Origin of the sequence: Lysobacter sp. KIS68-7 (assembly GCF_021284745.1) — a bacterium.
Taxonomy (GTDB): Bacteria; Pseudomonadota; Gammaproteobacteria; order Xanthomonadales; family Xanthomonadaceae; genus Noviluteimonas.
In genome coordinates, this window is sequence record NZ_CP089925.1 from 206061 (window position 1) to 218888 (window position 12828).

Annotated in this window: 12 protein-coding genes and 1 riboswitch; of the genes, 9 read left to right on the plus strand and 3 right to left on the minus strand. The window is 67.3% G+C overall.

All coding sequences use genetic code 11. The annotated features are described in order from the left end of the window. Positions 1-10: 10 nt before the first annotated feature. From LVB87_RS00995 to dusB, 3 genes are read left to right on the plus strand one after another with little or no spacing between them, the layout of a single operon-like run. Positions 11-1306: a nucleoside transporter C-terminal domain-containing protein gene (locus tag LVB87_RS00995; RefSeq protein WP_232899062.1), complete on the plus strand. Its 1296-nt coding sequence runs from the start codon at positions 11-13 to the stop codon at positions 1304-1306. A 4-nt stretch (positions 1307-1310) separates the two neighbouring features. Next, complete coding sequence (locus tag LVB87_RS01000; RefSeq protein ID WP_232899063.1) at positions 1311-2270, plus strand: ribokinase; 960 nt, start codon at positions 1311-1313, stop codon at positions 2268-2270. Between the two features lie 13 nt (positions 2271-2283). After that, entirely contained in the window at positions 2284-3282 is a 999-nt protein-coding gene (gene dusB / locus LVB87_RS01005; RefSeq protein WP_232899064.1) for a tRNA dihydrouridine synthase DusB, read from the plus strand. 181 nt (positions 3283-3463) lie between these two features. On the opposite strand, the gene LVB87_RS01010 is transcribed toward dusB, so the two are convergent. Continuing rightward, positions 3464-4471, minus strand: coding sequence for a metal-dependent hydrolase (locus LVB87_RS01010; RefSeq protein ID WP_232899065.1), 1008 nt, complete (start codon positions 4469-4471; stop codon positions 3464-3466). 102 nt (positions 4472-4573) lie between these two features. Here LVB87_RS01010 and metK point away from each other — a divergent pair, with 102 nt between their 5' ends. From metK to LVB87_RS01040, 6 genes are all read left to right on the plus strand, one after another. Continuing rightward, a complete protein-coding gene (gene metK, locus LVB87_RS01015; protein ID WP_232899066.1) occupies positions 4574-5800 on the plus strand; it encodes a methionine adenosyltransferase in 1227 nt (408 codons plus the stop codon). A 43-nt stretch (positions 5801-5843) separates the two neighbouring features. Beyond that, positions 5844-5921: riboswitch (S-adenosyl-L-homocysteine riboswitch) on the plus strand. A gap of 16 nt (positions 5922-5937) precedes the next feature. Then, positions 5938-7359 carry an adenosylhomocysteinase gene (ahcY, locus tag LVB87_RS01020; RefSeq protein ID WP_232899067.1) on the plus strand — a complete coding sequence of 474 codons (1422 nt, stop codon included), beginning with the start codon at positions 5938-5940 and terminating at the stop codon, positions 7357-7359. Positions 7360-7421: 62 nt separating this feature from the next. Next, the gene (gene metF, locus LVB87_RS01025) at positions 7422-8255 is read left to right on the plus strand and encodes a methylenetetrahydrofolate reductase [NAD(P)H] (protein ID WP_232899068.1); all 834 of its coding nucleotides are present in this window, start codon (positions 7422-7424) and stop codon (positions 8253-8255) included. Between the two features lie 87 nt (positions 8256-8342). Next, the gene (locus LVB87_RS01030) at positions 8343-9020 is read left to right on the plus strand and encodes a hypothetical protein (RefSeq protein ID WP_232899069.1); all 678 of its coding nucleotides are present in this window, start codon (positions 8343-8345) and stop codon (positions 9018-9020) included. A 28-nt stretch (positions 9021-9048) separates the two neighbouring features. Further along, positions 9049-9636: a hypothetical protein gene (locus LVB87_RS01035; RefSeq protein ID WP_232899070.1), complete on the plus strand. Its 588-nt coding sequence runs from the start codon at positions 9049-9051 to the stop codon at positions 9634-9636. 49 nt (positions 9637-9685) lie between these two features. Then, positions 9686-10606, plus strand: a complete 921-nt coding sequence (locus LVB87_RS01040) for a branched-chain amino acid transaminase (RefSeq protein ID WP_232899071.1) — start codon at positions 9686-9688, stop codon at positions 10604-10606. Positions 10607-10609: 3 nt separating this feature from the next. On the opposite strand, the gene LVB87_RS01045 is transcribed toward LVB87_RS01040, so the two are convergent. Both LVB87_RS01045 and LVB87_RS01050 read right to left on the minus strand, forming a co-directional pair. Then, the gene (locus tag LVB87_RS01045) at positions 10610-11938 is read right to left on the minus strand and encodes a HAMP domain-containing sensor histidine kinase (protein ID WP_232899072.1); all 1329 of its coding nucleotides are present in this window, start codon (positions 11936-11938) and stop codon (positions 10610-10612) included. Further along, positions 11925-12608 (minus strand): response regulator transcription factor, encoded by a 684-nt coding sequence (locus LVB87_RS01050; RefSeq protein WP_232899073.1) that lies wholly within the window; start codon positions 12606-12608, stop codon positions 11925-11927. The genes LVB87_RS01045 and LVB87_RS01050 overlap by 14 nt, the downstream gene beginning before the upstream one ends. Between the last annotated feature and the right edge of the window lie 220 nt (positions 12609-12828).

A 12828-nucleotide genomic window follows, 5' to 3' on the forward strand; every position in this document is an offset into this window, starting at 1 on the left:
GGGATAATCGATGGATGCGCTGGCCCGGGTCGGTTTCGGCCTGTTCGGCCTCGTGGTGCTGATCGGCATCGCGTGGCTGTTTTCGAACAATAAAAAGGCCGTCGACTGGCGCCTGGTGGTCACGGGTGTGTCGCTGCAGATCGGCTTTGCCGCGCTCGTGCTGCTCGTGCCGGGCGGACGCGATGTGTTCGACTGGCTCGGCCAGGGCTTCGTGAAGGTGCTCAGCTTCGTCGCGGCGGGCTCGACCTTCATCTTCGGCTCGCTGATGGACACCTCGAAGTACGGCTTCATCTTCGCCTTCCAGGTATTGCCGACGATCATCTTCTTCGCCTCGCTGATGGGCGTGCTCTACCACCTCGGCGTGATGCAGGCGGTGGTGCGCGCGATGGCGTGGGCGATCACCAAGGTGATGCGCGTGTCGGGCGCGGAGACGACCTCGGTGTGCGCGAGCGTCTTCATCGGCCAGACCGAAGCGCCGCTGACGGTGCGTCCCTACATCCCGCGCATGACCGAGTCGGAACTGATCACGATGATGATCGGCGGCATGGCGCACATCGCCGGCGGCGTGCTCGCCGCGTACGTCGGCATGCTCGGCGGCGGCGATCCGGTGCAGCAGGCGTTCTACGCCAAGCACTTGCTCGCGGCGTCCATCATGGCCGCGCCTGCGACGCTCGTGATCGCCAAGGTGCTCATCCCTGAAACCGGCACGCCGCTCACGCGCGGCACGGTGAAGATGGAAGTGGAGAAGACCGCGAGCAACGTGATCGACGCCGCGGCGTCCGGTGCGGGCGACGGCCTGCGCCTGGCGCTGAACATCGGCGCGATGCTGCTCGCCTTCATCGCGCTGATCGCGTTGATCGATTCGCCGCTCACTTGGCTCGGCCACGTCTCGGGCATCGAAGCCGCGATCGGCAAGCCGACGAGCCTCGCGACGATCTTTGGTTACGTCCTCGCGCCGGTCGCGTGGGTCATCGGCGTGCCGTGGCAGGACGCGACGACCGTGGGTTCGCTCATCGGCCAGAAGGTCGTCATCAACGAGTTCGTGGCCTACCTGCAGCTGGCCGACATCGTGAACGGCAAGGTCCCCGGCGTCCTGCTGACCGACCAGGGCAAGCTGATCGCGACGTATGCGCTGTGCGGCTTCGCCAACTTCTCGTCGATCGCGATCCAGATCGGCGGCATCGGCGGCCTTGCGCCGGAACGCCGCGGCGACCTCGCGCGCTTCGGCCTGCGTGCGGTGCTCGGCGGGTCGATCGCCACGTTCATGACGGCGACGATCGCGGGCGTGCTCACCTACTTCGGCTGATCGAATGAGCGCCGTGCGCGATCGCGTGGTCGTCGTCGGATCCTTCAACGTCGACCACGTGTGGCGCTGCGAAACGCTGCCGCGCCCGGGCGAGACGCTCGCCGGTCGTTACGCGACCGGCCCCGGCGGCAAGGGCTTCAACCAGGCGGTGGCGTCTGCGCGCGCCGGTGCATCGACACGCTTCCTGTGCGCACTCGGCGACGATGCCGGCGCCGCGCTCGCGCGCGCGCTCGCGCAAGCAGATGGCATCGACCTGATCGAACAACGCAGCCCGCAGCCGACCGGCACGGCGGGCATCTACGTCGACGCCGAAGGGCGCAACAGCATCGTGATCGGGCCGGGCGCGAACGCGGATCTCGACGTGCATTGCATCCAGGCGCAGCGCGCGGCATTCGAGGATGCGCGCGTGGTGCTCGTGCAATGCGAAACGCCCGGCGAGGCGGTGCTGGCCGCGTTGGGCTTCGGACGCACGCACGGTGCGATCACGTTGCTCAATCCGGCGCCCGCGAATGCCGACGTCGACGCGGCACTGCTCGCGGCCGCCGACATCGCAACGCCGAACGAAACCGAATTCGTCGCCCTGCTCACACGCCACGTGGGCGAGCGCGTCGAAGCCAGCGACGTCGCCGACCTCGACGACGCCCGCCTGCATGCACTGTGCCGCCGCCTCCTGCCCCATGGCACGGTGGTGGTCACGTTGGGCGCGGCCGGCGCCTTCGTCTCCCATGGCGATCTTTGGCGCGGCGACGACGCCGCTTGCCTACGCATCCCCGCCTTCCCCGCGACCGCCATCGACACCACCGGCGCCGGCGACGCCTTCAGCGGCGCCCTCGCTGCTTCGCTGGCACAGGTCGAGGTCCCGTTCGCCGAACACGTGCGCTTCGCGGCCCGGTATGCGGCGCGCTCGACCGAGTTCGCGGGTGCGGCCGTATCCATGCCCAGGCTCTCGCCGCGACCCCTGTAAACTCGCCGGCGCCATGCGCATCGGCCCCTACGCCCTCGCTCCGAACGTGATCCTCGCGCCCATGGCGGGCGTGACGGACAAGCCGTTCCGCGTGCTCTGCAAACGCATGGGCGCGGGCCTGTGCGTCTCGGAAATGACCACGTCCGATCCGCGATTCTGGAACACCGCCAAGTCCCTGCACCGCATGGACCACGTCGGCGAGCCTGCGCCGATCAGCGTCCAGATCGCCGGCACGGAGCCGGCCATCATGGCCGAGGCGGCGCGCCACAACGTGGACCACGGCGCGCAGATCGTCGACATCAACATGGGGTGCCCCGCGAAGAAGGTGTGCAACGCCTGGGCCGGCTCGGCGCTGATGCGCGACGAGGCTTTGGTCGCGCGCATCCTCGACACGATGGTCGCCGCCGTGGACGTGCCGGTCACGCTGAAGATCCGCACGGGCTGGGCCGCCGACCGGAAGAACGCGCTCGCGATCGCGCGCATCGCCGAATCCGCGGGCATCGCCGCGCTCGCCATCCATGGCCGCACGCGCGACCAGCAATACACCGGTACGGCCGAGTACGACACGATCGCCGAAGTGAAAGCCGCGCTGTCGATTCCCGTCATCGCCAACGGCGACATCGACGCGCCGGAGAAAGCCGCCGCCGTGTTGCGCCACACCGGCTGCGACGCAGTGATGATCGGGCGCGCCGCACAGGGACGGCCGTGGATCTTCCGCGAGATCGCGCATTTCCTGGCGACCGGCGAACACATGGCACCGCCGACGCTGTCGGAAATCCGTGAGCTCCTGCTCGGTCATCTCGAGGCCTTGCACGCGTTCTACGGCGAACCCTCGGGCGTGCGTATCGCGCGCAAGCACCTGGGTTGGTATGCGAAGGATCGGCCGGAGAACCATGCGTTCCGCCACGTGGTGAACCAGGCGGAATCCGCCGAGGCGCAGCTGCGCCTGACGCGGGATTACTTCGACGCGCTCGTCGCGGGCGTGGCGCCGGAGCTGCCTGCCGCCGCTTGAAGCCGTGGATGACGAGCGCGACGTCGGTGTGCGAGTCACAGGTATGCAGGGGAATGTGTCGTCGGCGCCGTCTCACGACGGGCGGCTGCGCAACCGTCAACCACGGACGCAGTGTGTGCGTCCAGCGGCGGCGTGTCTGGTCGATCCCTCTTGTCGCTCGTGCGAACGGTCTGCGCGTCGATCAGCTCGTCGGCTCGACCCAGATGCGCGTCCACATCTCGCGCAAGCGACGACGCGCATCCCACGGCCACGCCATTTCTTCCGTCGGGATCGCGCGCCATGCATCGCCTTCGCGCTCGGCCACCGCGAAGCGGAAGGCGTAATCCGGTTCCGCGCCCATGCGCAGGTCCGTCAGCATGAGCTTGTTTTCGTGGACCTCGGCCTTCGCGAAGTGGTGGTTGAACCACAGCAGGCGCGCCACGTTCGGTTGCGCGCGCACTTCCTCCAGCGCGCGGGTGTCCGAAGGATGGTGGGTGAACGGCATCGGCCCGCGGTCGGCGACCACCGAGCGCTGCCCTTCGACGAACCCGTCCGGCGTCATCGCCACCACGCGCCACAGCAGCGTGTTGAACGGCATCGGCGTGACGAAGCGCGGCGCGTCGCCCAGGCCCATCGCAGCGAGCGAACGCTGGGCCGCGCGATCCACCATCGACTGCGCGAAGAAGGCCCACCCGATGTAGGCGCAGGCGATCGCGATCGACGCGGCCAAGGCCTTGCCCGCCGCGGGCCGGGCACCGAACCACGCCGCCATCAGGCAACCGATCACCAGTGGCAGGGTCAGCGCGGGGTCGAAGATGAAGAGCGCGCCCTGCATCGTCGGCTGCACCGGCAATGGCCACCACAGCTGCGTGCCGTAGATCGTGCAGGCGTCGAGCAACGGGTGCGACAGCAACGCGCACTGGAAGATCCAGAACCATCGTCGCGGCGCTTCCGCCACGCGCCCGCCCCTGCCCCGGAACCACCACCACAGCAGCAGCCCCACCCAGGGAAGCACGAGCAGCGAGTGCGTCGCCGCGCGGTGCCAGGTCATGCGCACGACCGGGTCGCCGCTCAGCAGTAAGGGCAGGACATCGATGTCGGGCAGCGTGTTGAGGGCCGCGCCGGCCAGCAAGGCCGCGCGGCGATGGCCCGGCGGGGCGATGGCGGCGGCGATCGCGCCACCGACGAACAGGTGTGTGAACGAGTCCATACCCCAATTTGCCACCTCGAAGGGGCAAGATGCGCAATTCCGTCCGGGGGCCTGTACAATGCCCGGCCATCCTTTCATCCGAATCAAAGGATATAAGCAGCGATGACCAGCTCCAGCTACCTGTTTACCTCCGAATCCGTTTCCGAAGGCCATCCCGACAAGATCGCGGACCAGATCTCCGACGCGGTGCTCGACGCCATCCTGGCGCAGGACAAGCGCGCGCGCGTGGCTTGCGAAACGATGGTGAAGACGGGTGCCGCAATTGTTGCCGGTGAAGTGACCACCGGTGCGTGGGTCGACATCGAATCCCTCGCGCGCAAGGTCATCAACGACATCGGCTACGACAACTCCGACGTCGGCTTCGACGGCCACACCTGCGCGATCATCAACATGCTCGGCAAGCAGTCGCCGGACATCGCCGCGGGCGTGGACCGCAAGAAGCCGGAAGAACAGGGCGCGGGCGACCAGGGCCTGATGTTCGGCTACGCCTGCAACGAAGCGCCGGAATTCATGCCCGCGCCGATCTACTACTCGCACCGCCTGGTCGAGCAGCAGGCCAAGGTGCGCAAGGCGAAGAACTCCAAGCTGCCGTGGCTGCGCCCCGATGCGAAGTCGCAGGTCACGCTGCGCTATGAAGGCAACAAGATCGTCGGCCTCGACGCCGTCGTGCTTTCCACGCAGCACGATCCGGGCATCAAGCAGAAGGACCTGGTCGAGGGCGTGTACGAGCACATCCTCAAGCCGGTGCTGCCGAAGAACTGGCTCGACAAGCTGCCGAAGAACAAGGTGCACATCAATCCGACCGGCATCTTCGTGATCGGCGGCCCGGTGGGCGACTGCGGCCTGACCGGCCGCAAGATCATCGTCGACAGCTACGGCGGCATGGCCCGCCACGGCGGCGGCGCGTTCTCGGGCAAGGATCCGTCGAAGGTCGACCGTTCGGCCGCCTACGCGGCGCGCTACGTGGCGAAGAACATCGTCGCGGCGGGCCTGGCCGACAAGTGCGAAGTGCAGGTCTCCTACGCGATCGGCGTCGCCGAGCCGACCTCGATCTCGGTGACCACCTTCGGCACCGGCAAGATCTCCGACGACAAGATCGAAAAGCTGATCCGCAAGCACTTCGACCTGCGTCCGTACGGCATCGTGAAGATGCTCGACCTGATCCACCCGGTGTACCAGGCCACCGCCTCGTACGGCCACTTCGGCCGCAAGCCGAAGGAAGTGGAATACGTCGACGGCAACGGCAAGAAGCACAAGGCCACCGCATTCTCCTGGGAGAAGACGGACAAGGCCGACGAGCTGCGCAAGGATGGCGGCTTGAAGAAGTAAGCGACACGAAATCGGGCGCGCGGCGCAATGCCGCGCGCCCTGCTTCTTCGAGGGGCGCTGCGACCGTGGATAGGCACGGCCAGGCTCGAAGGAGTGCACCAAGCAACGGCGCCCGCTCGATATACGGAGCAAACGCCATGAACGCACAAGTCAAACCGTCCCACGATTACAAGGTCGCCGACATCTCGCTCGCCGACTGGGGCCGCAAGGAAATCGACATCGCCGAGCACGAGATGCCGGGCCTGATGTCCATCCGCCGCAAGCACGCCGCCGCCAAGCCGCTCAAGGGCGTGCGCGTGACCGGCTCGCTGCACATGACCATCCAGACCGCCGTGCTGATCGAGACGCTCAAGGACGTCGGCGCCGACGTGCGCTGGGCCTCGTGCAACATCTTCTCGACGCAGGACCACGCCGCCGCCGCGATCGCCGCGACCGGCACGCCTGTGTTCGCGTGGAAGGGCGAGACGCTGGAGGAATACTGGGACTGCACGCTCGACGCAGTGACCTTCCCGGGTGGCAAGGGTCCGGAACTCGTCGTCGACGACGGCGGCGACGTGACACTGCTGATCCACAAGGGCTATGAACTCGAACAGGGTTCGGATTGGGTGAACACGCCGTCCGACTCGCACGAAGAGCAGATCATCAAGAACCTGCTCAAGCGCGTCGCCAAGGAGCGCCCGGGCTTCTGGACCAACGTCGTCAAGGACTGGAAGGGCGTCTCCGAAGAGACGACCACCGGCGTGCACCGCCTCTACCAGATCGCCGAACAGGGCAAGCTGCTGGTGCCGGCGATCAACGTCAACGACTCGGTCACCAAGTCGAAGTTCGACAACCTCTACGGCTGCCGCGAATCGCTGGCCGACGGCCTGAAGCGCGCGATGGACGTGATGCTCGCCGGCAAGGTCGCGGTGGTGTGCGGCTACGGCGACGTCGGCAAGGGTTCGGCGCACTCGCTGCGTGCCTACGGCGCGCGCGTCGTGGTCACCGAGATCGACCCGATCTGCGCCCTGCAGGCCGCGATGGAAGGCTTCGAGGTCAACACCCTCGAAAGCACGCTCGGCCGCGCCGACATCTACGTGACGACGACGGGCAACAAGGACGTCATCACGCTCGAGCACATGAAGGCCATGAAGGACCAGGCCATCGTCTGCAACATCGGCCACTTCGACAACGAGATCCAGGTCGACGCACTGAATGCCTCCGGCGCCCAGCGCATCAACATCAAGCCGCAGGTCGACAAGTACGTCTTCGCGAACGGCAACGCGATGTTCCTGCTCGCCGAAGGCCGCCTGGTGAACCTCGGCTGCGCCACCGGCCACCCGAGCTTCGTCATGTCGAACTCGTTCTCGAACCAGACGCTCGCGCAGATCGACCTGTGGGCGAACAAGGACAAGTACGAGAAGACGGTGTACCGCCTGCCGAAGCACCTCGACGAGGAAGTCGCGCGCCTGCACCTGGAGAAGATCGGCGTGAAGCTGACCAAGCTCACGCAGGCCCAGGCGGACTACCTCGGCGTGTCGCTCGAGGGCCCGTTCAAGCCCGAGCACTACCGCTACTGAGCCACGTCGCGGGCGGCTTCGGCCGCCCGCTTCGTATTGAAGACCCGCAACGGATCTCCGACATGACCCTGCGCGTTCCGGTTTCCTTCGAGTTCTACCCGCCCAAGACCGACGAGCAACGCCTGCAACTGGATCGCACCGCGGCCCGGCTGAAGTCGCACAAGCCCGAGTACGTGTCCTGCACCTTCGGCGCCGGCGGTTCGACGCTCTCCTACACGCCCGAAACCGTGCAGCGCCTGCGCGAGGAACACGGGTTGGACGCCGCTCCCCACGTCTCCTGCATGGGCGGCACGCAGGAGGAACTGCGTTCGCTGCTCAAGCTGTATCGCGCGCTGGGCTGCCGTCGCATCGTCGCGCTGCGCGGCGACCTGCCCTCGGGCATGGCGCGCATGGGCGACTTCCGCTATGCGTCGGAGCTGGTCGAGTTCATCCGCACCGAGCACGACGGCTTCTTTCACATCGAAGTCGGCTGCTATCCGGAGATGCATCCGCAGGCCGAAGATGCCTTCGCCGACATGAAACATTTCAAGGCGAAGGCCGACGCGGGCGCGGACGGGGCGATCACGCAGTATTTCTACAACGCCGACGCGTACTTCCGCTTCGTCGACGACGCACGCAAGCTCGGCATCGACATCCCGATCGTGCCGGGCATCATGCCGATCTCCAACTTCGCGCAGTTGCGGCGTTTCTCCGAAGCTTGCGGCGCGGAGATCCCGCGGTGGATCGGCAAGCGCATGCTCGCTTACGGGGACGATGCCGATTCGATCCGCGCGTTCGCGGCCGAGTTCGTCGCCAACCTGTGCGACCGGCTGATCGAAGGCGGCGCACCGTCGCTCCACTTCTACACGCTCAATCTTTCGAAACCGACTCTGAACGTCCTCGATCTCATGCGTTGAATTCGCAAGGAATTCACGTGTTCAGGCACGACGCGTTGACGCGCGCAGGCGAATGCTGCGCGCTCCGACACAACGCGCAGTGCCCACATGAAATCGTCGCTGGTCGCCGGCTTTGTCATCGCGCTGTGCTGCGTCGCACTGCCGGCGCCGCAACGCGCACAAGCGGCAGGCCCCATCCGCGCATGCCAGGCAAGCGACGGCAGCGCCGTCTACACCGACAAGCCCTGCCGCGCCTTCGGTGCGCGCACGGTCGCGATGCGCGATGAACTCGCCACGCGCATCGTGCGCGAACAGGCGCTGGAAGCGGAGATCACCGGCGTTGCACCCGACGGCTACGAAACCATCGCCCCTGCCTCGCTCGACGAAGACACGATGTCCGCTGCGCGCGATGCGATCGGCCGGCGCGCCGTCGCCGGCGGATGCGCGCACACGCCGACGCAACTGGCGATGGACCTGCGCGGCTCGTTCGCACTCGGCGACGTGAACCGCATCGCCGAGAGCTACCACTGGGTGGGCATGTCGCAGCGCGAGGCCACCGCCACCATGCGGCGGCTCGAACACCTGGCGAAGCAACCGCTCGTGGACGCGAGCTACTACGACGCATCGATCGGCAGCGGCTGGATCGCCATGGCCGACGCCAGCGACTCCGCGCACGCGCCCCCCTCCGGCGGCGTGATGCAGCTCCAGTTCGGCAGTGGCGGCGCGACGACGATGCAGGACTTCGACGTCGCGCGTTACCGGGGTTGCTACTTCGTTCGCTTCTGATGCCGGCGCCGCGCGGTAGGCTGCGCGGATGGCGACCTTCCCCCGACGCCTTGCCCCCGCCGTCGCCCTGCTGGCGCTTGCCTGCGGCGGGCCCGCGTCCGCGCAGGTCCGCAAGTGCGTGATGCCCGACGGCAAGCCGCTGTACACCGACCAGAAATGCGAAGCGCTGGGCGCGACGGCGTTTCCTTCGCCACCGGCGAGCGCCCGGGCGGCCGCAGCGGGCAACGTCAATACCGGGCTCTACCGCGCCGGCTGCTCGCGCACGCTGCAGGACCTGGCCTTCGAGATCCGGACCGCCATCGAATCGCAGGATCCGAACCGGCTTTCCGGCGTCTACGACTGGGCCGGCATGTCCGATGCCGCCGCCAACGCCGTGATGGACCGCCTCGACGCCATCACCCATCGCCCGCTGCTCGACCTCTCGCCCATCAGCGACAGCACGGCAGAGGAGACCACGGTGGTGCCGCCAGGCGGCTCCGACGACGTCCCCCGGACCACCGCCCGCCGACCGCCCGTCGGCCTGCGCCTGGAGCAGACCCAAGGCAACGGCATCACGCCCTCACGCACCACGCTTGGCTTGCGGCGCAAATACGGCTGCTGGTGGATCTCGCTCTAGGCCTCCGCCGCTTACAATTTGCGGCTTCCCCACGACGCGAGCCGCCGGCATGACGATGCGCTACCCCGAATGGATCTGGCACAACGGATCCATCAAGCCCTGGGCCGAGGCCACCACGCATGTCATGTCGCATGCGCTCCACTACGGCTCGTCGGTTTTCGAAGGCATTCGCTGCTACGAGACGCCCGACGGCCCCGCGATCTTCCGACTGACCGACCACAACCGTCGCCTGTTCGCCTCCGCGCGCATCTACGAGATGGCGATGCCGTACACGGTGGACGAGATCAACGCCGCGTGCCGCGCCGTGATCAAGAAGAATGCGTTGGGCAAGGCCTACCTGCGCCCGGTCGCGTATCGCGGCCTCGGCGGTTTCGGCCTCTCTGCCGACACGCCGACCGACGTCGCCGTCGCCGCGTGGCAGATGGGTGCGTACCTCGGGGAAGGCGTGCTCGAGGAAGGCATCGATGCCTGCGTGTCGAGCTGGCAGCGCTTCGCGCCGAACACCATCCCCGCGGGTGCGAAGGCGGGCGGCAACTATCTCTCCGGCCAGCTGGTCGCGCGCGAAGCGCGTCGCCTCGGCTTCGGCGAAGGCATCGCGCTCGCTTCCACGGGCCTGCTCAGCGAAGGCGCGGGCGAAAACCTGTTCCTGGTGTTCGACGGCGCGCTGCACACCACGCCCGTCAGCGCCGCGCTGCTCAACGGCATCACGCGCAACACGCTGATCACGCTCGCGCGCGACAACGGCATCGATGTCGTCGAACGCGACCTGCCGCGCGAATACCTCTACCTGTGCGACGAACTCTTCATGTGCGGCACGGCGGCGGAAATCACGCCGATCCGTTCGGTCGACGGCCGCCAGGTCGGCGCCGGTCGCGCGGGCCCGGTGACGCGTCGCATCCAGGAGCTGTTCTTCGGCCTGTTCAACGGCAAGACGCCGGACAAGTACGGTTGGCTCGAACCGGTCGGCTGACGCTCAGGGCTTGACTTCACCGAAGCGAAGCGTGGCGACGACGCCACGCTTCTCGCCCGGCACCACGCGCACGTCCCAGCCGTAGAGCGCGCAGAGGCGGCGCACGATGGACAGACCGATGCCCGCGCCCTGCGAATGCTCGGCGTGCGTGCCGCGGAAACCGCGCTCGAACAAGCGCGCCGCTTCTTCTGCCGTGAGCCCCGGGCCGGTGTCGATCACCTCGACCGCATCGGACAGCATGCGCACGACGACCTCGCCCTCGTGCGTGTACTTCACCGCGTTGCCGATGAGGTTGCCGAGCGCCACCGCGACCGCGGCCTCCGGCGCATCCACCACCACGCCGCCCTCGCCTTCCATCCGCAGCACCAGCGGCTTGCCGCCCAGCTGCGCGCGATGGGTGTCGAGCAACTGGTCGGCCACCTTGCGCACATCGCACACGCCATGGCCGCGCTCGTTGCGCGAGAGCAGAAGCAGCGCGCTGATCAGGTCCGTGCACTGTTGTTCGGCGCGCTGGATGCGACGCAGGCGCGCCTGCATGCGATCGTCGAGTTCGGGGCGCGCGAGCAGCAGCTCGGTCGCACCGCGGATCACCGCCAGCGGCGTGCGCAATTCATGGCTGACGTCGGCGTTGAATTCGCGGTCGCGCTGCACGACTTCGGTCAGGCGCGCGGCGTAATCGTCGAGCGCGGCGGCGAGCTGGCCGACTTCGTCGTTCGGGAAATGCGCGGCGAGCGAAACCGGATCGGTACTGCGCCCCGAGCGCTTCAGTCGGTTCGCCAGTTCCGACACCGGGCTCATCACGCGCGAGGCCGCCCACCAACCGACGAGCAGCGAAAGCAGCGTGAACAACACCACCGAGCCGTAGATCGCACGATTGAACTGCTCCTGCCCGCGCAGCGTCTGCGTCATGTCGTAGGCGAGGAAGAACCACACCTGCGGCGTCTTGCGCACCGCGAGCTTGTAGGAGAACGCCGCGCCGCTTTCGTCCACGCCGCTGAGGCCGTGGATGCCGTCGGGCAGCTCGTACCACTGCGGCTGGTTCTCGCGCACGCTCTCGAACTTGTCGGGCGTGAACGCGAACGCGCGGATCTGGTCGACCGGCAGGCTCGGGTTCTGCGGATCGCGCGCGTACTGCTGCGCGTACAGGTCGATGTTGCGGTTCATCAGGTCGACGACGAGTTTGTCCTCGACCTGGTTGCGCACCTTGTCCACCGCGTAGGCGAACAGCGCCGTCAGCCCGAACCCGAGCAGGACGAACGACAAAATGATGCGGCTGCGGAGCTGCCGCCGGTAACGGCGGACGGGGCGGCGCGCGGTGTCAGCTTGCGGCATCTGGCGCGGCGATCCGGTAACCGATGCCGTGGCGGGTCTGGATCAGCGGCGTGTCGAACGGCTTGTCGACCACCGCGCGCAGGCCATGGATATGCACGCGCAAGGAATCCGAATCCGGGAGTTCTTCGCCCCAAACGCGCGTTTCCAGTTCCTGGCGCGTCACCACCGCGGGCGAGGCTTCCATCAGCGCCTGCAGGATCTTCAGCGCGGTGGGATTGAGCTGGAGCAGCTTGCCTTCGCGCCGCACTTCGAGCGTGTCGAGGTTGTATTCGAGTTCGCCGACGTTGAGCACGCGCGTCTGCACGCCACGGCCACGGCGCGCGAGCGCGTTGAGGCGCACTTCGACTTCCTGCAGCGCGAAGGGCTTGATCAGGTAATCGTCTGCGCCGGAATCGAAACCGGCGAGCTTGTTGTCGAGCGAATCGCGCGCAGTGAGCATCAGCACCGGCGTCTGCTTGCGTGCTTCATTGCGCAGCTTGCGGCACACCTCCAGGCCATCCAGGCCCGGCAGGCTGAGGTCGAGCACGATCGCATCGAAGTCGTGCACCACGGCCAGGTGCAGGCCGGTGACGCCGTCCGCCGCGAAATCGACCGTGTGGCCACGGTCCTCGAGGTAGTCGCCGAGGTTGGCTGCGATGTCCTGGTTGTCTTCGATGACAAGAATGCGCATCCGGGCGGTGTCCTCGATGGGGGGTGTTGTTCGACCCGGCGCGCGTGCCGGGGTTCCGGCAAGCGGCAGTGGACGGGCGCGATTCTGCCATTTCCGGAAGCGACGACGGCATCAACGCACGCACCACTATCGAACGGGGCGCCGAAAAAACAAAGGCCCAGGCACGTTGACCGTGCCTGGGCCAAATCAAGCCCCGATGACCGTAATCTGCTTCGTCCGT

Excerpts from the sequence above, each read along its gene's own strand:
- LVB87_RS00995 (WP_232899062.1), top strand. The coding sequence starts at position 11 with ATGGATGCGCTGGCCCGGGTCGGTTTCGGCCTGTTCGGCCTCGTGGTG.
- LVB87_RS01000 (WP_232899063.1), top strand. The coding sequence starts at position 1,311 with ATGAGCGCCGTGCGCGATCGCGTGGTCGTCGTCGGATCCTTCAACGTC.
- dusB (WP_232899064.1), top strand. The coding sequence starts at position 2,284 with ATGCGCATCGGCCCCTACGCCCTCGCTCCGAACGTGATCCTCGCGCCC.
- LVB87_RS01010 (WP_232899065.1), bottom strand. The coding sequence starts at position 4,471 with ATGGACTCGTTCACACACCTGTTCGTCGGTGGCGCGATCGCCGCCGCC.
- metK (WP_232899066.1), top strand. The coding sequence starts at position 4,574 with ATGACCAGCTCCAGCTACCTGTTTACCTCCGAATCCGTTTCCGAAGGC.
- ahcY (WP_232899067.1), top strand. The coding sequence starts at position 5,938 with ATGAACGCACAAGTCAAACCGTCCCACGATTACAAGGTCGCCGACATC.
- metF (WP_232899068.1), top strand. The coding sequence starts at position 7,422 with ATGACCCTGCGCGTTCCGGTTTCCTTCGAGTTCTACCCGCCCAAGACC.
- LVB87_RS01030 (WP_232899069.1), top strand. The coding sequence starts at position 8,343 with ATGAAATCGTCGCTGGTCGCCGGCTTTGTCATCGCGCTGTGCTGCGTC.
- LVB87_RS01035 (WP_232899070.1), top strand. The coding sequence starts at position 9,049 with ATGGCGACCTTCCCCCGACGCCTTGCCCCCGCCGTCGCCCTGCTGGCG.
- LVB87_RS01040 (WP_232899071.1), top strand. The coding sequence starts at position 9,686 with ATGACGATGCGCTACCCCGAATGGATCTGGCACAACGGATCCATCAAG.
- LVB87_RS01045 (WP_232899072.1), bottom strand. The coding sequence starts at position 11,938 with ATGCCGCAAGCTGACACCGCGCGCCGCCCCGTCCGCCGTTACCGGCGG.
- LVB87_RS01050 (WP_232899073.1), bottom strand. The coding sequence starts at position 12,608 with ATGCGCATTCTTGTCATCGAAGACAACCAGGACATCGCAGCCAACCTC.